This is a genomic window from Pseudomonas sp. AS2.8, assembly GCF_014190935.1.
In the GTDB taxonomy this organism is placed as follows: domain Bacteria; phylum Pseudomonadota; class Gammaproteobacteria; order Pseudomonadales; family Pseudomonadaceae; genus Chryseomonas.
In genome coordinates this window covers 273,749-296,976 of the sequence record NZ_JACHVV010000002.1, presented here as the reverse complement: position 1 = coordinate 296,976, position 23,228 = coordinate 273,749, and the positions used below count along the sequence as shown (strand labels likewise).

20 protein-coding genes and 1 pseudogene are annotated in these 23,228 nt (G+C 66.7%); 12 read left to right on the top strand and 9 right to left on the bottom strand.

Annotated elements, in window-relative coordinates; genetic code table 11:
• The first annotated feature begins 387 nt into the window (after window positions 1-387).
• Window positions 388-3,081: a glycoside hydrolase family 5 protein gene (locus FHR73_RS08320; RefSeq protein WP_183630449.1), complete on the top strand. Its 2,694-nt coding sequence runs from the start codon at window positions 388-390 to the stop codon at window positions 3,079-3,081.
• Between the two features lie 223 nt (window positions 3,082-3,304).
• Entirely contained in the window at window positions 3,305-3,493 is a 189-nt protein-coding gene (locus FHR73_RS08315; protein ID WP_027597626.1) for a hypothetical protein, read from the top strand.
• Window positions 3,494-3,506: 13 nt separating this feature from the next.
• Here FHR73_RS08315 and FHR73_RS08310 read toward each other — a convergent pair whose 3' ends face one another.
• The 4 genes from FHR73_RS08310 to FHR73_RS08295 all read right to left on the bottom strand — a co-directional run bounded on the left by FHR73_RS08310 (window position 3,507) and on the right by FHR73_RS08295 (window position 7,107).
• Entirely contained in the window at window positions 3,507-3,848 is a 342-nt protein-coding gene (locus FHR73_RS08310) for an FKBP-type peptidyl-prolyl cis-trans isomerase (RefSeq protein ID WP_183630448.1), read from the bottom strand.
• 59 nt (window positions 3,849-3,907) lie between these two features.
• Window positions 3,908-4,768, bottom strand: a complete 861-nt coding sequence (locus tag FHR73_RS08305; protein ID WP_183630447.1) for a pirin family protein — start codon at window positions 4,766-4,768, stop codon at window positions 3,908-3,910.
• 76 nt (window positions 4,769-4,844) lie between these two features.
• Window positions 4,845-5,930, bottom strand: a complete 1,086-nt coding sequence (locus FHR73_RS08300; protein WP_183630446.1) for a sigma-54-dependent Fis family transcriptional regulator — start codon at window positions 5,928-5,930, stop codon at window positions 4,845-4,847.
• Window positions 5,931-5,940: 10 nt separating this feature from the next.
• Window positions 5,941-7,107: an acyl-CoA dehydrogenase family protein gene (locus FHR73_RS08295; RefSeq protein ID WP_183630445.1), complete on the bottom strand. Its 1,167-nt coding sequence runs from the start codon at window positions 7,105-7,107 to the stop codon at window positions 5,941-5,943.
• A 211-nt stretch (window positions 7,108-7,318) separates the two neighbouring features.
• Between FHR73_RS08295 and FHR73_RS22800 the strand changes: the two are divergent.
• Together FHR73_RS22800 and FHR73_RS22795 are read left to right on the top strand one after the other, a co-directional pair.
• Window positions 7,319-8,095, top strand: a pseudogene (locus FHR73_RS22800) (PAS domain-containing protein); the annotation flags it as partial.
• A 108-nt stretch (window positions 8,096-8,203) separates the two neighbouring features.
• A complete protein-coding gene (locus tag FHR73_RS22795) occupies window positions 8,204-8,635 on the top strand; it encodes a methyl-accepting chemotaxis protein (protein ID WP_409258679.1) in 432 nt (143 codons plus the stop codon).
• A 65-nt stretch (window positions 8,636-8,700) separates the two neighbouring features.
• On the opposite strand, the gene FHR73_RS08285 is transcribed toward FHR73_RS22795, so the two are convergent.
• Complete coding sequence (locus tag FHR73_RS08285; protein WP_183630443.1) at window positions 8,701-9,945, bottom strand: acyl-CoA dehydrogenase family protein; 1,245 nt, start codon at window positions 9,943-9,945, stop codon at window positions 8,701-8,703.
• A gap of 187 nt (window positions 9,946-10,132) precedes the next feature.
• Between FHR73_RS08285 and FHR73_RS08280 the strand changes: the two genes are divergently transcribed.
• The 3 genes from FHR73_RS08280 (at window position 10,133) to FHR73_RS08270 (ending at window position 12,933) form a co-directional block, all read left to right on the top strand.
• A complete protein-coding gene (locus FHR73_RS08280) occupies window positions 10,133-11,137 on the top strand; it encodes a ribonuclease Z (RefSeq protein ID WP_183630442.1) in 1,005 nt (334 codons plus the stop codon).
• A 102-nt stretch (window positions 11,138-11,239) separates the two neighbouring features.
• Complete coding sequence (locus FHR73_RS08275; RefSeq protein WP_183630441.1) at window positions 11,240-12,361, top strand: YncE family protein; 1,122 nt, start codon at window positions 11,240-11,242, stop codon at window positions 12,359-12,361.
• A gap of 107 nt (window positions 12,362-12,468) precedes the next feature.
• A complete protein-coding gene (locus tag FHR73_RS08270) occupies window positions 12,469-12,933 on the top strand; it encodes an MEKHLA domain-containing protein (RefSeq protein WP_183630440.1) in 465 nt (154 codons plus the stop codon).
• Window positions 12,934-13,333: 400 nt separating this feature from the next.
• Here the strand turns inward: FHR73_RS08270 and FHR73_RS08265 are convergent, their stop codons facing one another.
• From FHR73_RS08265 to FHR73_RS08250, 4 genes are all read right to left on the bottom strand, one after another.
• Window positions 13,334-14,002, bottom strand: coding sequence for a lactate utilization protein C (locus tag FHR73_RS08265; protein ID WP_183630439.1), 669 nt, complete (start codon window positions 14,000-14,002; stop codon window positions 13,334-13,336).
• The gene (locus FHR73_RS08260; protein ID WP_183630438.1) at window positions 13,999-15,453 is read right to left on the bottom strand and encodes a LutB/LldF family L-lactate oxidation iron-sulfur protein; all 1,455 of its coding nucleotides are present in this window, start codon (window positions 15,451-15,453) and stop codon (window positions 13,999-14,001) included. Before FHR73_RS08260 ends, FHR73_RS08265 begins: the two co-directional genes overlap by 4 nt.
• Window positions 15,450-16,274, bottom strand: coding sequence for a (Fe-S)-binding protein (locus tag FHR73_RS08255; protein WP_183630437.1), 825 nt, complete (start codon window positions 16,272-16,274; stop codon window positions 15,450-15,452). The genes FHR73_RS08260 and FHR73_RS08255 overlap by 4 nt, the downstream gene beginning before the upstream one ends.
• A gap of 71 nt (window positions 16,275-16,345) precedes the next feature.
• The gene (locus FHR73_RS08250) at window positions 16,346-18,043 is read right to left on the bottom strand and encodes a lactate permease LctP family transporter (RefSeq protein ID WP_183630436.1); all 1,698 of its coding nucleotides are present in this window, start codon (window positions 18,041-18,043) and stop codon (window positions 16,346-16,348) included.
• A 222-nt stretch (window positions 18,044-18,265) separates the two neighbouring features.
• Between FHR73_RS08250 and FHR73_RS08245 the strand changes: the two genes are divergently transcribed.
• The 5 genes from FHR73_RS08245 to FHR73_RS08225 all read left to right on the top strand — a co-directional run bounded on the left by FHR73_RS08245 (window position 18,266) and on the right by FHR73_RS08225 (window position 23,224).
• Window positions 18,266-19,033: an FCD domain-containing protein gene (locus FHR73_RS08245; protein ID WP_183630435.1), complete on the top strand. Its 768-nt coding sequence runs from the start codon at window positions 18,266-18,268 to the stop codon at window positions 19,031-19,033.
• A gap of 564 nt (window positions 19,034-19,597) precedes the next feature.
• A complete protein-coding gene (locus FHR73_RS22790) occupies window positions 19,598-20,347 on the top strand; it encodes a methyl-accepting chemotaxis protein (RefSeq protein ID WP_260175685.1) in 750 nt (249 codons plus the stop codon).
• 11 nt (window positions 20,348-20,358) lie between these two features.
• A complete protein-coding gene (locus FHR73_RS08235; protein ID WP_007162125.1) occupies window positions 20,359-20,730 on the top strand; it encodes a response regulator in 372 nt (123 codons plus the stop codon).
• Between the two features lie 20 nt (window positions 20,731-20,750).
• Window positions 20,751-21,056, top strand: a complete 306-nt coding sequence (locus tag FHR73_RS08230; protein ID WP_058792877.1) for a lipid asymmetry maintenance protein MlaB — start codon at window positions 20,751-20,753, stop codon at window positions 21,054-21,056.
• A complete protein-coding gene (locus tag FHR73_RS08225) occupies window positions 21,053-23,224 on the top strand; it encodes a chemotaxis protein CheA (RefSeq protein WP_183630434.1) in 2,172 nt (723 codons plus the stop codon). The genes FHR73_RS08230 and FHR73_RS08225 overlap by 4 nt, the downstream gene beginning before the upstream one ends.
• The last annotated feature ends 4 nt before the right edge of the window (window positions 23,225-23,228 follow it).

Sequence of the window (23,228 nt, the reverse complement as noted above, 5' to 3'; positions counted from 1 at the left end):
CAGCCATAATTGTGTGATCTGTTTCACGTTAATGTGCGACTTACTTTTTTTGGCACCTTCGGGAACTTTTGGGCGGTTATCTGATAGTTGGAGAAATAAATTTGACGGCGGACTGGAGTTGGAGCGCTCACAACTTCAGGTGAAAGGATTCATCTGTCGGCGACGATGAACGGTTGATTTGAAAAATCCTTATGCATCATTGGCTTGTGGTTACGTGAAATGATGTCTAAATAGTGGCCATAGTCATTGGCTATGAAGTTGGCATGTGGCTTGTATAGGTCAAGGTGCCTGGAGGCAACGTCGCGTCAGGCATGACTGCGCGACTCTTCTCTCACTTCATATCGGCCAGTGTTCAGGGAGCGCGCTGTCGATTTAGCGCAGTTGGTGATGATGAATCCATCCTTCCTGAAGTTTTCCCGCAGGGCTGCCCAGGTGCTGCCCTTCGTTGCCGCCCTGACCCTGGCTGCCGGTGCCAAGGCCGAGCAGGTCAATCTGGTCGGCCTCAATCTGTCCGGGGCCGGTTTCGCTGGCCAGGTACTGCCGGGCGTCAACGGCACCCACTACATCTTTCCCGTCGAGGCCTACTTCAAGCAGTGGAGTGGCAAGGGCATCAAGCTGATCCGCTTCCCGATCATCTGGGAGCGTCTGCAACCGGTGCTGGGCGGTCCGCTGGACCCGACCTATGCGGCGCTGGTAGACCAGACCTTCGCCAATGCGCAGAAGTACGGCATGCGCATCATCCTCGACCTGCACAACTACACCTTCTATCGCGGATCGGTGATCGGCAGCGCGGCGGTTCCCTATGACCGCTACCAGGAGATCATGACCCGGATCGCCCAGCGCTGGAGCAGTCAGCCGTCGCTGTACGCCTACGACATCATGAACGAGCCCCACGACTCCATGGCCCAGTGGCCGATCGCCGCCCAGTACGGCATCAACGGGGTCCGCGCGGTCGACAAGACCAAGCCCATCATGATCGAGGGCAATGGCTGGTCGGAGGCGACCCGCTGGCCGCTGTGGAACGACTCCCTGCTGGCGCTCAAGGATCCGTCCGACAACCTGATCTTCCAGGCGCATTCCTATTTCGACGAGAGCGCCGGCGGCAACTACACCGGCATCGACGTCGGCAAGCTGAGCCAGGACTATGGCGTGGAGCGAGTCCGTCCCTTCGTCGAGTGGCTGAAGAAGAACAACAAGAAGGGCATGATCGGCGAATTCGGCGTGCCGGATAACGATCCCCGCTGGCTGCCGCTGATGGACCGGATGCTGGCCTATCTCAAGCAGAACTGTATTCCTTCGACCTACTGGGCGGCAGGTCCGGGTTGGGGCAACTACTTCCTGTCGGTGGAGCCGGTCAACGGTGCCGACCGGCCGCAATGGCCGACCCTGAAGAAGTACATCGATGACAGCAGCTGCACCGCCATCGGCCCGATTGCCAGCGGCGCCGGCAGCGCGCCGGCCAGCGGCACCGGTGCCACTGGCGGCTCCAGCGGCTCCACGGGCAGCAGCGGTGGCTCCACCAGCGGCAATGGCGGTTCGAGCAGCGGTGGCAGCTCGGGCACCGGAACCCCTGCGGGCACCGGCAACACCGGCGGCTCGACCACGACCGGGGTGACCACCTCGATCAATGATTTCACCAACGAAGACTGGCTGCACGGCGTCTATCGCAAGTCGGCCGGCTTCTCCATTCCGGCGTCGGCCGCCAACGTGGGTGCCTTCAAGGTGGGCGCGCAGCTCACGCCAGCCGATGGCAAGAGCTACAAGGTGACCTATGCCCAGGTCGTCGGCAGCAACATGAGCGTCTTCATCGAGAGCCCGCAGCTCGACGGCAATGCCTATGGCTATCCCAAGACCCTGAAGACCGGTACCACCACCTCCGGCACGTCGGCGACGGTGCCGGGTACCACGACGGGCTCGACGGGTAGCACCGGCAGTACCGGCAGTACCGGCAGCGCCAGTTCGGGCAGCGGTTCGGGCAGTGCGACGCCGGCCGTGACGACGCCGGTGGCCGAGGTGAAGCCTGCCACCGGTACCGGCAGCTCGGGCTCGACGGGCGCCACCACGCCGGCAACCGGTTCCACGACCACGCCGACCGGATCGACCGGCACGCCCACCAACAGTTCCAAGCTCAATCTGGTGGGGCTGAATTTCTCGGGTGCCGCCTTTGCACCTCAGACGCTGCCCGGGGTCCTCAACGTCAACTACATCATGCCGGGCGAGGCCAACTTCCAGCAGTGGAACGCCAAGGGCGTGCGGCTGATCCGCTTCCCGGTGATCTGGGAGCGCCTGCAGACCCGCTTCTTCGGTAGCCTGGAAGGGGCGTACACCCAGCAGGTCACCCAGGTGCTGGAGCTGGCCAAGAAGTACAACATGAAGGTGATCCTGGCGCTGGACAACGGCGGCCGCTACAAGGGCACCCTGATCGGCACCGGTACCGTCACCAACTTCAACTACTGGGATCTGATGTACCGCCTGGCCTACCAGTGGGGCAACCATGCCGCGCTCTATGGCTATGACATCATGGGCAAGCCCAATGGCGCCGACAGCAGCTGGCCGGTCACGGCACAGTCCGGCATCGACGGGGTGCGCACCATGGACCGCACCCACCCGGTGATCGTCCAGGGCAATGCCTGGGGTAGCGCGGCCAACTGGCCGGGCGCGAGCAACGCCTTGCTCAATCTGAAGGATCCGGCCAACAACATCATCTACGCGGCCAACGTCTACCTCGACGAAGACGGCAGCGGCACCTACACCGCGCAGAACATGACCAACTTCGATCCGCAGGTGGGGGTCAATCGGGTCAAGCCCTTCGTCGAATGGCTCAAGCGCAACGGCAAGCGGGGCATGATCGCCGAGTTCGGCGTGCCGGCAGGCGACAGCCGCTGGCTGACCGCCACCGACAACATGCTGGCCTATCTGCAGCAGAACTGCATGCCGCTGACCTACTGGGCGGCAGGTCCGGGCTGGGGTGCTGCCGCGCTGGCGGTGGAGCCGGTCAATGGCGTGGAGCGGCCGCAGTGGCCGACCCTGAAGAAATACGTCGATGCCAGCAACAGCTGCACGGCAGTAGGACCGCGCTAGCTTTTACTGCGTGTGTCCTGAGGCGACGAACCTTATCGGGTTCGTCGCCTTTTTTCTTGACCGCTTGGTGAACAAAGACGCCTCTTTCACACCCGAGAAGGACGCATTCGCGAGACGAAACGGCTCTGTGGCGGTGGTTTAAGGGACGACGAACGGCTATAGCTCGATTTGTCGGGGCACGGTTAGAGTCCATTCGACATCCCAAGCACAAGGAGTAGGTGCCATGACGCAAACCACCCAGCAGCGGCTGCAGACCCTCGAAGAGCAGATCCGCAGTCATCGACAGGACCTGGCCCGGAGCCGGCAGAGCTTTCAGGAGCAATTCGTCATCTACACCCGCCAGTTCGCCCGGCTGAGCGTGCTCGAAGCCCAGCTCGAGTTGGTGCGCCGCAATACCAAGACGCCGAGCTGACGTCGGCCAGCCCTCAGTCGTCTCGCGTCAGGACTTCCAGCAATTCGATTTCAAAGGTCAGGTTGGCATGTGGCTTGATCAGCGCACCAACCTGGCGTTCACCATAGGCGAGGGCGGCCGGCACCTCCAGGCGCCGCTTGCCCCCCACGCGCATGCCCATCAGTCCCTGATCCCAGCCCCTGATCACCCGGCCGGTGCCAATGACGCACTGGAAGGGTCGTCCCTTGGCCCGGGAGGAGTCGAACAGGGTGCCGTCGTCCAGCCAGCCTTCGTAATGGGTGGTGATCAGGGCGCCCTTGACCACCGCCTTGCCGTCGCCCACGACCCGATCCTCGATCCGCAACTCGTCACTCATCGCCGTGCTCCAGGCAAAAGCCGGATTCTAGCCTGGCGGCGGCCGCCTGGCTGGCCGGCTCACTCCGGCACGTCGCCGAACAGACCGGCCTGGTAGTCGCGGATTGCCTGGCGGATCTCTTCGGCGCTGTTCATGACGAAGGGGCCGTGGGCGACGATGGGTTCGGCGAAGGGCGCCGCATGGCCATGGAGCAGCACAGCGCCGTCGCGGCTGGCGATTTCGACGTGGTCGCCGTCATCGGCGAACTCGAACAGCTGCCAGGGGGCTTCGTCCTGCCCGGCGATCTGCAGGGTGCCGCGCACGCCGTAGCAGAACACCGTGGCACCCGCGGGGGCGGGCAGGGTGGCGCGGCCACCGGGGGCGATCTCGACGGTCATCAGGGTGATGGGCGTCGGCGTGGCCACGGCGCCCTGGACACCCTCGTGAGCACCCGATGCCAGCTGGATGCGTACCCGGCCGTCGTCGGCCTCGATCAGGGGCATGTCCGCGGCGGAAACGCCGTGGTAGGCCGGCGGCGTGAACTTGAGGCGGGCGGGAAGATTGACCCACAGCTGGAGGATCTCCAGCTCGCCGCCGTCGCGTTTGAAGGCGGCGGGCGACAGCTCGGCATGCACCAGGCCGCTGCCCGCGGTCATCCACTGGATGCCCCCGGCTTCGATGACGCTTTCATGGCCGCCGCTGTCGCGGTGGGCCAGCGAACCGGAGAGGATGAAGGTCACCGTCTCGAAGCCGCGATGGGGATGAGGACCAAAGGGCAGGCCGGCATTGTGCGGCGGATAGACCTGGGGACCGTGGTGATTGAGGAACAGGAAGGGATCCAGATGCGGCAGGCCGGGGCCCGGCAGCGGGCGGCGGGTCTGGAGGTCACCGATGTCGTCACGCCGGGCGGGATGGCGGTGCAGCAGGGTACGGGCGGTCATGCGGGGCCTCGCGGGGCAAAACCCCAGTGTAAGGGGCACCTCGGCAGGCGGGTACCCCAGGCGTGAAGGGCGCCATTCAGATGGAGAAGCGCACCTCGCGTTCCGGCCGGGCCGCGAGCGGGCGACGGTGATTGACCACCAGTTCGCCGATCCGGATCAGGTGGGCACGGGTGACATTGCGGCTCAGCCCCAGCAGGCGCGCGGTATGCACCTGGTTGCGATGGCAGAAGCGGTAGGCCGCGCGCACCAGGGCGTCCTCGACGCGTTCGTGCAGCGCCTCCGGCTGCTCTTCGAACAGCTGGGCGAAGGCTTCGGTCAGCAGGCTGTCCACCGGCGCCGTCTCGGTCGGCCGGGGCGCCGCCGGGACGAGGCTGGGCCGCTGGACAAAGGACAGGTCGGTGGCTTCCAGCAGGCCCTGGGGCTTGAGCAGCAGGGCATGCTGCAAGGTGTTTTCCAGTTCGCGGATATTGCCTGGCCAGGGGTGCTCCAGCAGGCGCCGTTCGGCCGCGGGACTCAGGGAAACCGGGGCCTGGGCGAAGGCGTGGAGAAAGTGCCGGGTCAGCGGCAGGATATCGCCCTGGCGCTGGCGCAGCGGCAACAGCGGCAGGCTGACCACATTGAGGCGGTACCAGAGGTCTTCGCGAAAGGAGCCTTCGGCCACCGCCCGCTCCAGCGGGACGTTGGTGGCGGCGATGATCCGCACGTTCAGCGCCACGCTGCGGCGAGAGCCCAGCCGCACCACCTCGCGCTCCTGCAGGACGCGCAGCAGCTTCACCTGCACTGACAGCGGCAGGTCGCCGATCTCGTCGAGAAACAGGGTGCCGCCGTTGGCCTCCTCGAACCAGCCGGCGCGCGCGGCCAGGGCGCCAGTGAAGGCGCCTTTCTCATGGCCGAACAACTCGGCCTCGACCAGGCTCTCGGCGAAGGCGCCGCAATTGACGGCGACGAAGGGGCCGGCATGGCGGTGACTCAGCGCGTGGATATGCCGGGCGATCAGTTCCTTGCCGGTACCGGTCTCGCCGATCACCAGCACACTGGCGTCGCTCGGCGCGATCTTTTCCAGGTGGGCGAGCAGGTCGCGCGATTTGGGATCGGCGAACACCTGGGCGGTCGCGCGGTAGCGGGGCACCTCGGGCGTGCGCGTCAGGGTCAGCAGGGTCATCGGGAATTCCTCAGGAGTAGAAGCTGGGGGTGGGCAGGGTGTCGTTGAGGGCCCAATCGCCCAGCTCATGCAGCTTGTAGTCGACCGGATCGTGCAGGGTCTGGGTGCGCAGGTTGCGCCAGTAGCGATCCAGGCGCAGCGCACCCGCGGTGGCCCGGGCGCCACCGACCTCGAACAGGCGGCTGGCGAGATCGAGGCCGTGGCGACTGGCGGCGACCTTGGCCGTGGCGATGGCGATGGCCAGTTCGCCCCGGGCCGCGGCGGTCAGCGCCGGGCCCTGCTGCCAGGCCTGGGCGAAGGCGCCGTTGGCGCGCTCCACCAGCAGCCGGCTGCTCTCCAGGGCCACCCAGAACTCTCCGTAGTGGCGCAGGGTGTAGGGGTCTTCGCTGGCGCTGGCGGCCGGCGACTTGAACCAGGGACGCGCCTGGGTGGTGGTGTAGCGGCGCGCCTCGGCGAAGGCGCCTTCGGCCAGGCCGAGAAAGATGTTGGCGAAGATCAGCTGGGCCAGCAGCGGCCGCAGGCAGGCGAAGGGCGTGCTCAGCGGGCCGGGGTCGAGCAGCCATTCCTGCTGTTCGACCCGTACGCCGTCGAAGCGCGCGCTGCCACTGTCGGTCTGGCGCTGGCCGTTGTTGTCCCAGTCGTCGAACAACTGGATGCCGGCGCGCCCGGTGGGCACCACGGCGATCAGCAGGCGTCCTCTGTCATCGTTTTCCAACGCCGAGAGCAGCAACAGATCGGAATCCAGGGCACCGCTGCAAAAGCTCTTCTGGCCATCCACCTGCCAGGCATCGCCGTGGCGGCGGGCGAGGGTACGGCGATCCAGGGGGTTGAGCGCGTTCCCCCAGAACAGGGCATCGCGCGCGGTGCTCGCCAGCCAGGGTCGCCATTGCGCGGGCTGGCCGAACAGCTGGGCAGTGGCCAGCAGCAGATGATGGAAGCCGAAGACGTGGGCCAGGGAGCTGTCGACCCGGGCCAGTCGCCGCACTGCCTCCAGTGTCCGATCCCAGGGGGCGCCGAGCCCGCCCAGTTCCTGGGGAATGCTCAGGGCCAGGAGACCGCTCTGGCGCAGGGCGTCACGCTCGGTCTTGGGCGTGCCGCCCTGACGATCGCGCTCCGCCGCGGTGGTGGCGAAGCGTTCCAGCAGGGGAGTGAGGGGATCCAGCAGGGCATCGGACATGGGGAACTCGTGCGTTGGAGGGGGCTCGCAGGCGTTAGAACGTAATGCGAGCCTAACCCTGATTTGAAATATTTTTTTGTTATTAGTTAATGGCACGGCGCTTTTTTCCGGCAGTTGGAAAAAGCAGCTCGCCGTGTCTAATCAGGGATTAAAGACCTGACTAGTACCGGTCGATATAGGTTTAACTCAATCTCCCGCCCAGGGGCATGTCATGTTCAACAAAGGACTAAAACAAGAATTGCAGCGCCTTCGCGAGCAGGTCGATTCCTTCAAACGCCTGAAGGCCGAGCTCGACGTCGAGATGATTGGCCTGGAGCTGGACGGCCAGGGCCGCGTAACCGCGGTGAACGCCAATTTCGAACAGGAAATGGGCCTGCGTGCCGCGGATCTGCTGGGTCGTCCGCTCGCGGATCTGGTGCCGGCGCATGTCCGGAACCAGGAGTACAACCGTCGTCTGCAGCAGAGTCTGAGCCGCGGCGAGCCCTATAGCGGCGCCCTGCATCTCCTGCGTGGCGACGGCCGGGAAGCCTGGCTGAGAGGCATCCTGCACCCGTTCCACGACAGCCAGGGCCAGGTGACGCGCTTCCGACTGTTCTGCAATAACCTGACGAGAACCATCGAAACCTCGCGCGAGCACGAAAGCCTGCTCAAGGCGCTGCGCCGTTCGACGGCGGTCATCGAGTTCAACCTCGACGGCGAGGTGCTCGACGCCAACGACAGATTCCTGCAGGCCATGGGCTATTCCCTGGCGCAGATCAAGGGCAAGCACCACCGGCTGTTCTGCGAGCCGGCCGAAGCCAACTCCGAGGCCTACCAGCAATTCTGGGCGCGCCTGCGTCGCGGCGAATTCGTCGTGGATCGCTTCAAGCGCCTGGATGCCCAGGGCCGCGATGTCTGGCTGGAAGCCTCCTACAACCCGGTGATCGACGCCCATGACCGCCTGTACAAGGTGGTCAAGTTCGCCACCGTGATCACCGATCAGGTCCAGCAGGAACAGGCGGTGTCCGAGGCTGCCAGCGTGGCCTTCGAGACGTCCCGGCATACCGACGACACGGCCCGCAAGGGCGCGGCGGTGGCGCAGCAGACGGTGGAGGTGATGTGCGCCCTGGCCACCCAGATGCAGGAGGCGGTGAAGGGCATCGAGGCGCTGGACAACCAGTCCCAGGTGATCGGCACCATCATCAAGACCATCAGTGGCATCGCCGAACAGACCAACCTGCTGGCGCTCAACGCCGCCATCGAGGCGGCTCGGGCCGGCGAGCAGGGCCGCGGCTTCGCCGTGGTGGCCGACGAGGTCAGGCAACTGGCCTCGCGCACCAGCAAGGCGACCGAGGAGATCGTCGGGGTGGTGCAGCAGAACCAGCAACTGGCCGGCGAAGCGGTGACGGTGATCGAGAATGGCCGGCGTCAGGCTGAGCAGGGCCTGGAACTGGCCGGGCAGGCCGGGCAGGTGATCGTGGAGATCCAGGACGGCGCCCAGCGGGTGGTCGGCGCCGTGGGGCGTTTCGCCCGCCAGCTGTCGAACTGATCCAGCGCCCTGAATGCACAACGGCAACCCAAGGGTTGCCGTTGTGCATTCAGGGATAACCGCCGTCAGCCCTGCTTGCTGCCGCCACCGATCTGCCAGACGAAGGGCGGCTCGCTGCCGTCGATTTCCCAGGCGCCGACGATGCGTTCCTTGTAGATCAGCGGATTGTGCGAGGCCGCGGTGCGGGCATTGCGCCAGTGGCGATCCAGGCCCTTGCTGGCACGGGTCGCCGAAGCCCCCAGCGCATTGAAGAGGTCACTGGTGGCCCGCAGCACCAGCTCGGCGACCGCCGCTTGCGCCTGGGCCGACTGCAGTTCCGCCGCCACGTTGGCGGCGTGCTCGGCGCCGGCATCCCCGGCATAGCGGGCCTCGAAGGCGGCCTGGGCCGTGGCGGCGGCGGCCAGGGTCGCGGCTTCGGCGGCATAGACGAAGGCCGAGGCCCTGCCCACCACCTGCTGCACCTGGGGATCGGCACTGGCCGCACTGGCGTTGCCATGGCTGTAGACCCGGGTGCGCCCGCGCACCTCTGCGGCGAATTCGCGCACGGCCGCCTGACCGCTGCCGGTGATCACGGCCAGCAGCACCAGCTGGTAGAAGGCGGTCTGGTATTTGAAGCGGGTGGCGAAGTCGATGAGATTCTCGGGCGCCACGCGCACGTCTTCGAACACCGAGGTGCCGCTGGCGGTGGTGCGCTGGCCGAAGCCGTCCCAGTCGTCGGACTGGCGCACGCCGGGCTGGTCGGTGCGGATGGCGGCGATGACGTCGCCGCCGGTGTCATCGCGCTGGGCGTAGACATCGATCCAGTCGGCGAACAGGCTGCCGGTGCTGTAGTACTTGGTGCCGTTGAGACGCCACTCGCCGTCCCTCTGGCTGACCCGGGTGATGACCTCGCCGAGCCTGACGGTGCCGATCTCGGTCCAGGCGTTGCCCACCAGGTCGCCGGCGACGAAGCGCTCGAACCAGAGCTGCTGGGAGGCGCTGGCATGGGCGTTGAGGCGATCCTCGACAAAGGCGAAGTGGCCGCGCAGCGCCTGGGGCAGGTTGCTGTCGGCGGCTGCCAGCTCGATCAGCAGCCGTACCAGTTGCGGCAGGCTGGCGCCGCTGCCGCCGAATTCCACGGGCACCCGTACGGCGCCGAAGCCGGCGTCCTTGAGCCAGGCGATGGGCGCATAGGGCAGGTCGCGATTGCGTTCGCGTTCCAGGGCGCCTTCGGCGATGCGGGCGAAGAGCGGCCGAAAGCGAGCGGCCAGTTGTTCGTAGTCGGGGCTGTGCGAAGGGGTGGCCGGCAGGTGGCGAGCGGGCAGATTCATGGTGATCCTCGGCGGTTGGAAGGTCGACGCCAGGGCCTTTGCAAGAGCGCTGCCAGGGTCTGAAAGGCCGCGTTCTCGGGGTTTGTCGGGCCTGGGCTGCCTGGCCGGCAGCAGGAGTGCTTGCCCACTGTTGCCCCGGCGACAGCGGATCGACCGCGCTAGACTGGCCTCTTTGCCCGGAGTCCCCATGGACCTCTTGTTTCTTGGCACCTCGGCCGGGGTGCCGACCCGGCGGCGTAACGTCTCGGCCCTTGCCCTGATCGAGGACCAGGGCAAGGGCTGGTTTCTCGTCGATTGCGGCGAGGCCACCCAGCACCAGCTGCTGCGTACCCCGCTGTCGGCGGCGGATCTGCGCGCCATCTGCATCACCCATGTGCATGGCGACCACTGCTATGGCCTGCCGGGACTGCTGGCCAGCGCCGCCATGACCGGACGCAGCCAGCCGCTGGTGCTGATCGCGCCCCAGGCGGTAGCGGACTGGCTCGCCGCCACCCAGGCGCTGACCGCCCTGCACCTGCCTTTCGAGCTGCGCTTCCATGCCCTGGAAGGGTTTACCGGCGTCTCCGTGGGCGCCTGGGACATCGATGCCTTCGCGCTGTCCCATCGGGTGCCCAGCCACGCCTTTCGCTTCCGCGAGACCCGCCGGCCGCAGCGATTGGATCCCGCGGTGCTGGCGGCGGCCGGGGTGCCGCGCGGACCGCTGTGGGGGCGCTTGCATGGCGGCGAGGATGTGCTGCACGAAGGCCGCCTGCTGCGCAGTGTCGACTTCCTGCGGGCGGCCCATGGGGAGCGGCGGCTGGTGGTGGCAGGGGACAACGACACTCCCGCCTTGCTGACGGAGGCCTGCCGGGGCGCTCAGCTGCTGGTCCATGAAGCCACCTACGCCCAGGCGCAGATCGACAAGACCGGGCAGAGCTGGGGCCACAGCAGCGCGGCTGGCATCGCGCGTTTCGCCGAGGCCCAGGGACTGCCGGCCCTGCTGCTCACCCATTTCAGTCCGCGCTATCAGACCGAGGCGGGGCGTTCGCCGTCCATCGACGACCTGCGCCGGGAGGCCGCGGCCTGCTATGGCGGCCATCTGCAGCTGGCCGAGGATTTCTCGCGCTTTCGCCTGGATCGTCAGGGCCGGCTGAAAGCCCTGGACCAGAGCGGCGGGGCAGGGGATGGCGACCGGCAGGAGGAAAGAGGTTGAAACGGTTCGGTCTTGTCTGACCTGTTCTCCTTGGGCATAGTGCGAACGTTTATCATTTCAGGATCCTTTCGATCCTTCGCACCTCGTCCCTAGGAGAAGCAAATGGCGGTGTCTTTCAACAAGGTCTCGACGCTGGGCGCCATGGCGCTACTGTCCCTGGCAGTGGCAGCCTGTTCCACTCGCCCGGAGGCACCGATGCCACCGCCACCCGCGCCAGCTCCCGTCGCCGCGCAGCCCGCCGCGCCCCAGGCGCCGGCCGAACTCAAGCGCATCGAACTGGGTTACGGCGTCTACGAGTTGGCCTACAGCCCGGCCAAGCAGTCGGTCTATGCGGCGACCGCCCAGCTGACCAAGGGCGTCACCGGCGGGGTGATCTACCAGCTGGATCCGGCCACCCTGGCCATCACCGGCCAGATCCACACCGATCTGAAGAACTTCGCCCTGACCACCGATGCCAGTGGCGAGACGCTGTTCGTCACCAACTCCCTGGACGGCGGCCTCAGCCGTATCGACCTGCGCACCGGCAAGGTGGAGAAGCGGCTGAAATTCAACGAGATGGGTCGTGACGGCCATCCGGTCAATCCGCGCCAGGTCATCCTGCATGACGGCCTGCTGTACGTCGGTGGTGTCGGCGATCCGGGCGTGATCTGGGTGGTGGACGCCAAGACCCTGACCCTCAAGGCGCGCATTCCCAATGCCGGCAAGTGGGTGACCGGCTTGCTTTATTCCGAGGACACCGGGCGCCTCTACGCGGCCAACGGCAGCGGCGAAGTGCTGGTGATCAATCCGCGCACCCGCAAGATCGAGCACCGCTGGACCCCGGGCGATGGTGGCAAGTACCTGCTGCTGAACCTGGCCGAGGATCGCGCGAACCACCAGCTGTTCGTCACCGACAACTCCGAAGCCAAGACCGTGCTGGTCTTCGATATCCGCAGCGGCAAGGTGATCAAGCGCCTGCCGGTGGGTGATGCCCTGGCCATCAAGCTCAATACCACACGCAACGAGCTGTACATCACCCAGCGCGAGACCGGTCGACTGCTGATCCTCGACGCCACCACCTACGCCGAGAAGAAGGCCTACGACCTCAAGCCCAATCCCAACAGCCTGCTGGTCAGCCCGGATGGTCAGACGCTGTATGCGACGGTGAAGACGCCCTTCGACAAGGAATACATGAACACCGCGCCGGAAAGCGTGGTGCGCATCGACCTCTCCGCGGTGAAGTAGACCGCGTCGCCTCGGCTGCCGCAGCGTCCTGCTGCGGTGGCCCCGGGCTTCCCAAGCCCGCCGGCTTGCTCTTGAATGCGGGGTTCCCCCACCACGGAGCCGCCGCCTTGTCCGCCACCGATCTCAGCCTGCTTCCACTGCTGGAAGCCTCCTACCGTCACTGGCTCGGCCAGCCGCTGCCACGTCCCAGCGGATTGCTTGAGGCCGACCTGCCTGCCTGGCTGCACGAGCGGGCACCCTATGCCCTGCTGGCGCACGGTACCGAAGACGACCCACTGTTCTGCTACGCCAACCGCCAGGCGCTGAGCTGCTTCGGCTATCCGTACGCCGAATTCATCGGCATGCCCTCAAGGTTCAGTGCCTCACCCAAGGACCGGGACGAGCGACAGCGGCTGATGGAAGCGGTGGGGCGCCAGGGCTATGCCTCAGGCTACGAAGGCTGGCGGGTCGACAGGGCCGGAGAGGCCTTCCGAATCCACGCGGGGGTGGTGTGGAATCTGGTCGAAGGTACGCGGCTGGGTCAGGCGGCGTTGTTCTGGCCGGATCCGCAGCGGATCGGGCAGGTGGAGTGAGGCCGGATGGTTGGGCTCGGCTGCGCGCGGAAGATCGGCGAATGCGTGGACAAGGCTGCGCCGTTGTCCACCCTGCGCACGCCTGCGCCGTAGGGCCGTAGGGTGGAAAACCGCGTAGCGTTTTCCACGCGGGGGTGACGCCAAGTTCGCCCGGCTCATGCAATTCCTCGCTCTCCCTGAGGGCGAGGGGAAAGGTTGGCCCGCCAGGTTTCGCTGTCGTTGGTTGAGCTGCGCATGCGTGGACAAGGCTGCGCCGTTGTCCACCCTACGCACGTCTCCGCCGTAGGGTGGAAAACCGCGTAGCGTTTTCCACGCGGGGGGTTGACGCCGGATTCCCACGCGTCATCAAGTTGCCCCCTCTCCCTGAGGGAGAGGGTTGGGGTGAGGGGAACCACAACCCTCACTCGTCCTCGACGATCAGTACCACCAGATCCTTGGGCCCGTGGGCGCCATAGGCTAGTACCTGCTCGATGTCGGCGGTCTTGGATGGCCCGGAGATCAGCAGGGCATTGGTCGGCATGCCGTCCTGCCAGCGGTGCTGTCGCTGCAACTCGTAGAAGTTGTCCACCACGGTGCTGGCCCTGAGCAGGGCGATATGCAGCGGGGGTACCAGGCTCATCAGGCGCGGTTCCTGGCGATCCGGCCAGAGCACCAGGCTGCCGGTGGAGGCGAGGGCGCCAAGGGTGCCGGTGAGGCTGGCCGGGGTGTCGTTGAACAGCTCGGCCTTCCACTCCTCAATGGGGCGGTCATAGGCTTTCCAGCGCGGCTGGCCGTCGCCTTGCCAGCGCTCCACCAGCCGCGCGCCGTGGGGCGTGCCGGGGGCGATCAGCAGTTGGTCCAGGCCCCGGTCGGCGAGGACGCGCTCGACCAGCGCCGGCCAGTCCGCCGCGGTGGTCAGGTGGGTTTCGGTGTGCACCGTCTCCATCAGGGTGCGCAGGCGGGCGACGCGCTCCGCCGGTGGATAGCGCCAGGGTTCGGTCACCAGGGCTTCGTCGAAGGTATCCGCCAGCGGCTGGGTGCCCTGCAGACTGCCGCGCAGCTTGGCGAGGATGTTGTCGCGGGCGCTCATGGGCGTTGCTCCAGGTGTTCGCGGGCCAGTTCGTGCAGCGAGCGGGCTGCCGGCCTGGGCGCGCTGTGGTGCTCGGTCCAGGGGCCGAGCTGGCCCGGGGTGAAGCGACCGAAGCGGGTGGCCAGGTAGCTGAAGCCGCGATAGAGCAGCGGCGAGGTGTAGAGATTCTGCCAGGCATGCCAGGTCCAGCGCTCACGGGCGGAGAACTTGCTGCCCTGGCCGCGCAGCAGGTGCGGCTCGGCCGCGGGTGCCTTGACGTTCTCTTCGCGCAGTCGCCGCAAGAGCGCCGGAATCGGGATCTTGACCGGGCAGACTTCGCCGCAGGCGCCGCACAGCGAGGACGCGCTGGGATGATCGGGCGCGCGCTCCAGGCCGACCAGGTGCGGGGTGATGATGGCGCCGATGGGGCCGGGATAGACCTCGCCATAGGCGTGGCCGCCGATGCGGGTGTAGACCGGGCAGTGGTTCATGCAGGCGCCGCAGCGGATGCAGTTGAGGGTCTGGCGCAGTTCGCTGTCGGCGAAGGCCTGGCTGCGGCCATTGTCGAGCAGCACCAGGTGCACCTCGCGCGGGCCGTCCAGTTCCTCGGCCTTGCGCGGACCGGAGATCATGTTGACGTAGGTGGTGATCGGCTGGCCCAGCGCCGAGCGGGTCAGCAGCGACAGCAGCGGCACCACGTCGCGCAGATTTTCCACTACCTTCTCGATGCCGGTCACGGCGATGTGCACCGGCGGTACCGTGGTGGACATCCGCCCGTTGCCCTCGTTTTCCACCAGCAGCAGGGTGCCGGTCTCGGCGACGGCGAAATTGACCCCGGAGATGCCGATGTCGGCCTCGAAGAATTTCTGCCGCAGCACCCGCCGACCGGTCTGGATGAGTTCGTCGACGTCGGTGGTGTAGGGTTCGGCCAGGTGCTCGTGGAAGAGGGTGCCCACCTGCTGCCGGTTGAGGTGGATGGCCGGCATGATGATGTGCGACGGCTTCTCGCCGGCGAGCTGGATGATGTACTCGCCCATGTCCGACTCCAGGCAGTCGATGCCCTGGGCGCCGAGGACGTGGTTCATGTCCATCTCTTCGCTGACCATGGACTTGCCCTTGATCAGCAGTTTGGCCGCATGGCGCTCGGCGATCTGCTGGACGATGGCGTTGGCCTCGGCCGTGGTCTCGGCCCAGTGCACCTGGACGCCGTTGCGCGTGAGGTTGGCTTCCAGGCGTTCCAGCAGCTCCGGCAGCTTGGACAGCGCCCGGGCACGGGTGCGATTGCCCAGTTCGCGCAGGCGCTCGCGCTCGTCGGCATCGCTCATGCTGGCCAGGCGCTTGGTCATCAGCGAATCCATGGCCGTGCGGAAGTTGCGCCGGAGCTGGTCGTCGCCCAGGGCCTGGCGTGCACGCGCCTTGAAGGGGGGCGCCTCGCTGACGTCGAAGAGGGGGATCTTCAGCATCTCGTTCATGCGGCACCTCCGATACGGCGCCAGAGAAAGCTCGCCAGGTGTTCGCCACGCAGGGCGGCGCGCTGCTTTTCCAGGGCGCCGTTGATGTTCATCAGGCAACCGCAGTCGGCGGTGAGTACCTGGGCCGCGCCGCTGTCCTGCAGGGCGCGGGTCTTGTCCGCCACCATGGCGCCGGAGATGTCCGGCATCCGCACCGAGAAGGTGCCGCCAAATCCGCAGCATTCGCTCTCGTGGTCATGGTCGACGCGCTCCACCGCCTGCAGCTGGCCGAGCAGGGCGCGGCCGTGCAGGTGGGTCTGCATCTCGCGGCGGGCGCTGCAGGAGGTGTGCAGCGCCACCCTGGTCGGGGCGCCGCGATCCTGGTAGTCCACCTGGCAGACATGCAGCAGGAATTCCGCCAGTTCGTAGGTGCGCTCGGCCAGGTCCCATACCAGACGCAGGGTCTCGGGTTCGTCGGCGAACAGCTCCGCATAGTGATGGCGCAGCATCCCGGCGCAGGAGCCGGAGGGCACCACCACCGGCCAGGGCTCGGCGAACAGTGCCAGCTGGGCGCGGGCCACGGCGCGGGCCTCCTCGGTGTAGCCCGAGGTGTAGGCGGGCTGGCCGCAGCAACTCTGCGCCTGGGGGAAATGCACGCGGATGCCTTCGCGCTCCAGCAGGCGGATGCTGTCCATGCCGGCTTCGGGATAGAAGAGGTCCACCACGCAGGTGCCGAACAGATAGACCTGGGTCGGCTTCTGCTGCGGATAGGCTCGCGGCGGCGCCAGGGGCGACGCGGTGCGGGTGGCGTTGGGGGCGGCGTTGTGGAAGAGGTCGTTCATCAGGCTACTCCGGGTTGGCCCGGTTAAAAGAAGACCGGCGGCGACCGGGATCGCCGCCGGGAACCGCGCGATCAGTGCACCAGCATGCCGGTGAACAGATAGGCCTGCGCCAGGGTGATCAACCCGACCAGCACGGCGAAGCCGATGCTGTGGCGCACGGTGAAGCGGAACAGGTCGGACTCCTTGCCCACCATGCCGGTGGCGGCGCAGGCCACGGCGATGGATTGCGGCGAGATCATCTTGCCGGTCACGCCGCCGGAGCTGTTGGCCGCCACCAGCAGGGTGTCGGAAACGCCGATCTGGTGCGCGGTGGTCGCCTGCAGCGAGCCGAACAGGGCATTGGACGAGGTATCCGAACCGGTCAGGAACACCCCCAGCCAGCCCAGCAGCGGCGAGAAGAAGGGGAACAGCGCGCCAGTACCGGCCAGCAGCAGGGCCAGGGTGGTGGACATGCCCGAGTAGTTGACGACGAAGGCGAAGGCCAGCACCAGGCCGATGGACAGGATCGGCTTGCGCAACTCCACCAGGGTTTCCTTGAACACGCCTAGGGCGGTCGAGGGCTTGATGCGGAAGATGGCCATGGAGATCAGCGCCGAGATCAGGATGGCAGTGCCCGACGCCGACAGCAGGTCGAGCTTGTAGACCGCTGGCATCGGCGTCGGCGTGGCCACGATCGGCAGCGTCTTGAGCACCAGCTTGTCCAGATAGGGCACCGGCACGTTGATCACCAGCGCATAGAGGGCACCGCCAGTGGCGAACAGCGCCTTGAAGGCCTTGGTGGTCCAGATCGTGACGACCACGGTCAGGATCAGGAAGGGCGACCAGGCCTTGATCACGGTGCCCAGGGAATGCTCCGGCGGCAGCCGGCCGCCGCTGCCGAAGCCGGCCCCGCCACCCAGCATGGCGGCGCCGCCACCGCCACTGACTACGGCAGTGGCGCCCGCAGTGGCCTGTTGCGGCTGGCGCAGCTTGAGATAGCTGGTGAGGGCGATCATGGCGGCCAGCGACGAGGTGATGTCGGGCAGTTCCGGACCGATGAAGTTGGAGGTCAGGTACTGGAACACGGCAAAGGTGCCACCGCAGATCAGCGCCGGCTTCCAGGTTTCCCGCAGGCCGCGCATGCCGTCCATCATGAACATCAGCCACAGCGGCACCAGCAGCGACAGCAGCGGCAGCTGGCGACCGGTCATGGCGCCGATCTTGAAGGCGTCGATGCCGGTCACCTGGCCGGCGACGATGGTCGGGATGCCCAGGGCACCAAAGGCCACCGGCGCGGTGTTGGCGATCAGGCAGAGCCCGGCCGCCTTCAGCGGATTGTGGCCCAGGCCCACCAGCAGCGCGGCGGTGATGGCCACCGGGGCGCCGAAACCGGCCGCACCCTCCAGGAAGGCGCCAAAGCAGAAGCCGATCAGCAGCACCTGCAGGCGTTGATCGTCGGTGATCGACAGCACCGAGCTGCGGATGATGTCGAACTGGCCGCACTTGACCGTCAGCTTGTAGAGGAACACCGCCGTGACGATGATCCAGGCGATGGGCCAGAGGCCATAGAGGAAACCGTAGCCGGCGGAAGCCAGCGCCTTGTCCACCGGCATGCGATAGACGAACAGGGCGATGAGCAGGGCGATTGCCAGGGTGATGGCGCCCGCCACATGGCCCTTGAGTCTCAGACCGGCGAGCGCGACGAAGAAGAACAGAATGGGCAAGGCGGCGACGAAGGCTGAAAGGCCGAGGCTGCCCAGGGGGAGATAGATCTGTTGCCAGGTTTCCATCGGGTGCTCCTTGATTGTTTTTGTAGGGAGGCGGCGGGACGGGGTTGCACAAGATCGCGACCTGTGGCAAAAATTGGTAAGACCAATTTACAAGGGCGACTTCACGCACGTTAAGCGGGGTCTTTGCGCCTGTCAAACCCCTTGATCTGCGACTTTCGTCGGCCAGCACCGCCCGGCTGGCGGGACGTCCGCCACTGTCCGCGGCTTTTTTTGAGGTTTTTCATGGGGTTCGAACCGGTCAAGCAACGTCGTCTGTCGGACGACATCGTCAAGCACCTGGAGGCGCTGATCGCCGAGGGCTCCCTGCGACCTGGCGAGCGCCTCCCGGCGGAGCGGGTGCTGGCCGAGCGCTTCGGCGTATCGCGACCCTCCCTGCGCGAGGCCATCCAGAAGCTGATCGCGCGCGGCCTGCTACTCAGCCGGCAGGGCGGTGGCACCTATGTCACCGAGGCGCTCAACAGTGCCTTCACCGATCCCCTGCTGCCGTTGCTGGAAAGCCGCGAGGAAACCCGCCGCGATCTGCTGGAGTTTCGCCACACGCTGGAAAGCGCCTGCGCCTATTACGCCGCCCAGCGCGCCACCGAGCCGGACCTGGCGCGGCTGACCCTGGCCTGGGAGCGCCTGGAAGACTGCTACCGCCGGCGCGAGAGCCTGACCCGGGAAGAGGAGGGCGAGGCCGATGCGGCCTTTCACCTGGCCATCGCCGAAGCCAGTCACAACGCCGTCTACCTGCACAGCATCCGCAGCCTGTTCGAATTGCTGCGCCATCACATGGTGACCAACATCGGCGGCATGCAGGCGCAACGGGGCGAAACCCGCGAGCGTCTGCTGGAACAACACCGGTCGCTCTACCAGGCGATTGTCGCGGGTGACGCGGAAACGGCACGCGAAGCCGCGAGCCGTCATCTGGGCTATGTGCGGGAGGTTCTGGAGGAAGCCGGCGCCATGGCAGGCCGTCTAGCACGGGCCAAACGGCGCGATGAGCGCTAGAAAAATCTGGCGGGAACATAATGATGTCATTATGCTAGTACCATAAGTTGAGCATCCGCGGCTAAAGTTTAGCGTTCCAGAGCTGATAACCCGGTCACACCTTCCCGCCTTTGCTGGCGTCTAGACCGGTACCCTCCTGTGGAACACGCCTCTTCTTCGCCCTCGCTCGTCGACTTTACCCTCACCCCTGCCTTGCTCGGTGCCTGTGGCACCGGGGCGATCCTGTTCGCCGGCGGCGTGACGCCGACCACCCTGGCGCTGAGTGCCACCCAGGTGGTGCTGGCCGCCGGGCTGGGCTTCTGGGAGCTGCGTCGCGCCCAGGCACGCCAGGCCGAGCGCGCCGCCGACCAGGCCGTGAGCCGGAATCCGGCCAGTGGTCGGGACGAAGCCCTCGAAGCCCTCTGTGTGGCGGTGCTGCCGGTGTGGTCCGAGCAGATCGAAGCGGCGCGCGCCCACACCGAGCAGGAAATCGTCAGCCTGACCAGTCGCTTCGCCGAACTGGCCGACCGCATCCACAGCGTCGCCGGCGCCGATCACGGCAGTGGCGATCGCCTGGTCAATCTCATGGCCAGCAGCCAGAACCAGCTCGACGGCATCCTGCAATCGCTGCGCGAGGCGCTGTCGAGCAAGGGCGCGCTGCTGGACGAGGTCAATGGCCTGGCCGGTCTGACCGAACAGCTCAAGAGCATGGCCAAGGACGTCGGCGACGTGGCGCGCCAGACCAACCTGCTGGCCCTCAACGCCGCCATCGAAGCCGCCCGTGCCGGCGAAGCCGGGCGCGGTTTCGCGGTGGTCGCCGACGAGGTGCGCAAGCTCTCCACCCTGTCCGGCGATACCGGGCAGAAGATCGGCGAAACCGTGGAAACGGTGAACGGCGCCATCGCCCGTACCCTGGAACTGTCGCAGCTCCACGCCGAACGTGACACCGGCACCCTGAACCAGTCCGGCGAGACCATCGAACAGGTCATCGGCACCTTTGGCGGCACCACCCGTGACGTGGTCGAGCGCAGCGATGCCCTGGCGAACAATGCCGCGGCCGTGGGCGGCGCCATTGCCGAGGTGCTGGTCGCCCTGCAATTCCAGGATCGCGTCAGCCAGATGCTCGGCCACATCCGCGACGACCAGGCGCGCCTCGAACGCCTGGTGATCGACCGTCGCGCCCTGGCCGCCAGCGGTCAGCCGCTGCCGGCCCTCGACACCCGCGGCTGGCTCGCCGAGCTGGCCCGCACCTACACCATGGCCGAGCAGGTCGCCGTGCACCACGGCAAGCGACCGGCCGCCGCCGCTGCCGAATCCGATATCACGTTCTTTTAAGGAAAGCTGTCATGAGCAACAAGACCATTCTGATCGTCGACGACTCCATCTCCATCCGCCAGGTGGTGTCCATGACGCTGAAAAGCGCGGGCTACGACGTCATCGAAGGCTGCGACGGGCGCGACGCCCTGACCAAGCTGGACGGCCGCAAGGTGCACCTGATCATCAGCGACGTGAACATGCCCAACATGGACGGCATCACCTTCGTCACCGCGGCCAAGAAGCTGCCGGCCTACAAGTTCACCCCGGTGATCATGCTCACCACCGAATCCGATGCCGCCAAGAAGGCCGCCGGCCAGGCCGCCGGTGCCAAGGCCTGGATGGTCAAGCCGTTCCAGCCCGCGCAGATGCTGGCGGCGGTTTCCAAGCTGATCATGCCCTGATGGCCCTGGAGGCTGCCCCCATGAACGATGTCGTTCGTACCCGCTTGCCCCTCACCGGGCCGCTGACCATCTACACCGCGGCCGACAGCAAGCCGCTGCTGATGGAGCCCCTGACCGCCGGGGTCACCGTGGCGCTGGAGCTGGCCGAGGTCGATGAATTCGACTCCGCCGGTCTGCAGTTGCTGCTGCTGGCCCACCGGGAGGCGCAGCGTCTGGGCGGCAGCCTGGAACTGGTCGACCCCAGCCCCGCCGTCACCGAACTGCTGGAGCTGGCAGGTCTTGCCGACTTCTTTACCGCGGCCGCCGCGGAAGGTGTTGCCGCATGAACATGGACGAGATCCTCAAGACATTCATCGCCGAGAGCGAGGAATTGCTGCAGCAGATGGAAGCCGCGCTGCTGCAGATCGAGCAGGCGCCGGATGACGTCGAGCTGATCAATGCCATCTTCCGCGCCGCCCACACCATCAAGGGTTCGGCCGGGCTGTTCGGTCTGGACCATGTGGTGGCCTTCACCCATGTCGCCGAAAGCGTGCTCGACCGCATCCGCAGCAATGAGCTGGCCTTCGACGAGACCCTGTCGGCGCTGTTCCTGGAGGTCTGCGACCACCTCAACGGCCTGATCGCCCGGGTGTCCTCCGGCAGCGAGCCGGAGCCCGACTTCCAGGCCGCCGGCGCCGTGCTGGTGCAGCGCCTGGAGCACTATCTGCAGCCTAGCGCCAAGGCGGCGCAGCCGGTCGCCACCGCCCGTACCGTGGCGGCACCGGTCGATGGCGTGGCCGCCGGCCACTGGCACCTGTCGCTGCGCTTCGGTCCGGACATGCTGCGCAACGGCATGGATCCGCTGGCCTTCGTGCGCTACCTCAACAGCTTTGGCCGCATCGTCAACATCGTCACCCTGACCGACGCCATCCCGGCCGCGGCGGACATGGATCCGGAGACCTGCTACCTGGGCTTCGAGGTCGCCTTCGATAGTGACGCCGACAAGGCGACCATCGAGGCGGCCTTCGAATTCGTCCGCGAAGACAGCCAGATCCGCATCCTGCCGCCGCACAGCCGCAGCAGCGACTACTGCCAGCTGATCGACGACCTGGCCGAGGAAGACCTGCGCCTGGGCGAGATCCTGGTGCGCTGCGGCACCCTGACCGCCACCGAGCTGGACGAGGTGCTGCGTCGCCAGGCCGATCCGGCCACCCCGCGCCAGCCCATCGGCGAAGCCCTGGTGGAGGCCCAGCTGGTCAATCCGCCGGTGGTGGACGCGGCCCTGAACAAGCAGCGCAAGATCAAGGAGCAGCGCGCGCCAGCGGGTGAAGGCCAGCTGATCCGTATCGACGCGACCAAGCTCGACCAACTGATCGACCTCATCGGCGAGCTGATCATCGCCGGTGCCGGGACCCAGCTGATCGCCCAGCAAAGCGGTCTGGCGGCCCTGGTGGAATCCACCGGGGTGCTGTCGCGCCTGGTGGAAGAGGTGCGGGACACCGCCCTGACCCTGCGCATGGTGCAGATCGGTACCACCTTCAACCGTTTCCAGCGCGTGGTCCGCGACGTCTCCAAGGAGATCGGCAAGGACATCGCCCTGCGCATCAGCGGTGGCGAGACCGAGCTGGACAAGACGGTAGTGGAAAAGATCGGCGATCCGCTGACCCACCTGATCCGCAACGCCATGGACCACGGCATCGAGTCCGCCGAACTGCGCCTGGCGCGGGGCAAGCCGGCCCAGGGCACCGTGGGCCTGAACGCCTATCACGAGGCGAGCAGCATCGTCATCCAGGTCACCGACGACGGCGGCGGTCTGTCGCGCGAGCGCATCCTGCGCAAGGCGACCGAGCGCGGCCTGATCGCCGAAGGCCAGGTGCTCGCCGACAAGGACGTGTTCAACCTGATCTTCGAACCGGGCTTCTCCACCGCCGAGCAGATCAGCAACCTGTCCGGTCGCGGCGTCGGCATGGACGTGGTGAAAAAGAACATCACCGCCCTGCGCGGCAGCGTCGACCTCACCAGCGAGGAAGGCCGTGGCACCACCGTGACCATCCGCCTGCCGCTGACCCTGGCGATCATCGACGGCTTCCTCATCGGCGTCGGCAAGGCCACCTATGTGGTGCCCCTGGAGGCGGTGGAGGAGTGCATCGAGTTGACCGAGACGGCCAGTGTCCAGGCCAGCGGCAACGACTACCTCGACCTGCGCGGCGAGGTGCTGCCGGTGCTGCGCCTGCGCCAGCTGTTCGCCATCGAGGAAGCGCCGCCGCGGCGGCAGAACGTGGTGGTGGTGCGCTATGCCGGCCAGCGCGCCGGTCTGGTGGTCGATCAGCTGCTCGGCGAATTCCAGACCGTGATCAAGCCGCTCGGTCCGCTGTTCGGCCACAACCGCAGCCTTGGCGGTTTCACCATCCTGGGTACCGGCGCCGTGGCGCTGATCCTCAACGTGCCCGGCCTGGTTGGCGAGGCCGCGTCCACCGGCACCGCTGCTCCAGTCCACGCTCCCGTGCTGACCTGACCGA

Bases quoted from the DNA above. Each gene is read 5' to 3' on its own strand.
- FHR73_RS08245 (WP_183630435.1), top strand. From the start codon at position 18,266: ATGGGGTTCGAACCGGTCAAGCAACGTCGTCTGTCGGACGACATCGTC.
- FHR73_RS08275 (WP_183630441.1), top strand. From the start codon at position 11,240: ATGGCGGTGTCTTTCAACAAGGTCTCGACGCTGGGCGCCATGGCGCTA.
- FHR73_RS08230 (WP_058792877.1), top strand. From the start codon at position 20,751: ATGAACGATGTCGTTCGTACCCGCTTGCCCCTCACCGGGCCGCTGACC.
- FHR73_RS08305 (WP_183630447.1), bottom strand. From the start codon at position 4,768: ATGACCGCCCGTACCCTGCTGCACCGCCATCCCGCCCGGCGTGACGAC.
- FHR73_RS08265 (WP_183630439.1), bottom strand. From the start codon at position 14,002: ATGAGCGCCCGCGACAACATCCTCGCCAAGCTGCGCGGCAGTCTGCAG.
- FHR73_RS08285 (WP_183630443.1), bottom strand. From the start codon at position 9,945: ATGAATCTGCCCGCTCGCCACCTGCCGGCCACCCCTTCGCACAGCCCC.
- FHR73_RS08295 (WP_183630445.1), bottom strand. From the start codon at position 7,107: ATGTCCGATGCCCTGCTGGATCCCCTCACTCCCCTGCTGGAACGCTTC.
- FHR73_RS08250 (WP_183630436.1), bottom strand. From the start codon at position 18,043: ATGGAAACCTGGCAACAGATCTATCTCCCCCTGGGCAGCCTCGGCCTT.
- FHR73_RS08225 (WP_183630434.1), top strand. From the start codon at position 21,053: ATGAACATGGACGAGATCCTCAAGACATTCATCGCCGAGAGCGAGGAA.
- FHR73_RS08315 (WP_027597626.1), top strand. From the start codon at position 3,305: ATGACGCAAACCACCCAGCAGCGGCTGCAGACCCTCGAAGAGCAGATC.
- FHR73_RS22790 (WP_260175685.1), top strand. From the start codon at position 19,598: ATGGCCAGCAGCCAGAACCAGCTCGACGGCATCCTGCAATCGCTGCGC.
- FHR73_RS08260 (WP_183630438.1), bottom strand. From the start codon at position 15,453: ATGAACGAGATGCTGAAGATCCCCCTCTTCGACGTCAGCGAGGCGCCC.
- FHR73_RS22795 (WP_409258679.1), top strand. From the start codon at position 8,204: ATGTGCGCCCTGGCCACCCAGATGCAGGAGGCGGTGAAGGGCATCGAG.
- FHR73_RS08320 (WP_183630449.1), top strand. From the start codon at position 388: ATGATGAATCCATCCTTCCTGAAGTTTTCCCGCAGGGCTGCCCAGGTG.
- FHR73_RS08280 (WP_183630442.1), top strand. From the start codon at position 10,133: ATGGACCTCTTGTTTCTTGGCACCTCGGCCGGGGTGCCGACCCGGCGG.
- FHR73_RS08235 (WP_007162125.1), top strand. From the start codon at position 20,359: ATGAGCAACAAGACCATTCTGATCGTCGACGACTCCATCTCCATCCGC.
- FHR73_RS08300 (WP_183630446.1), bottom strand. From the start codon at position 5,930: ATGACCCTGCTGACCCTGACGCGCACGCCCGAGGTGCCCCGCTACCGC.
- FHR73_RS08310 (WP_183630448.1), bottom strand. From the start codon at position 3,848: ATGAGTGACGAGTTGCGGATCGAGGATCGGGTCGTGGGCGACGGCAAG.
- FHR73_RS08255 (WP_183630437.1), bottom strand. From the start codon at position 16,274: ATGAACGACCTCTTCCACAACGCCGCCCCCAACGCCACCCGCACCGCG.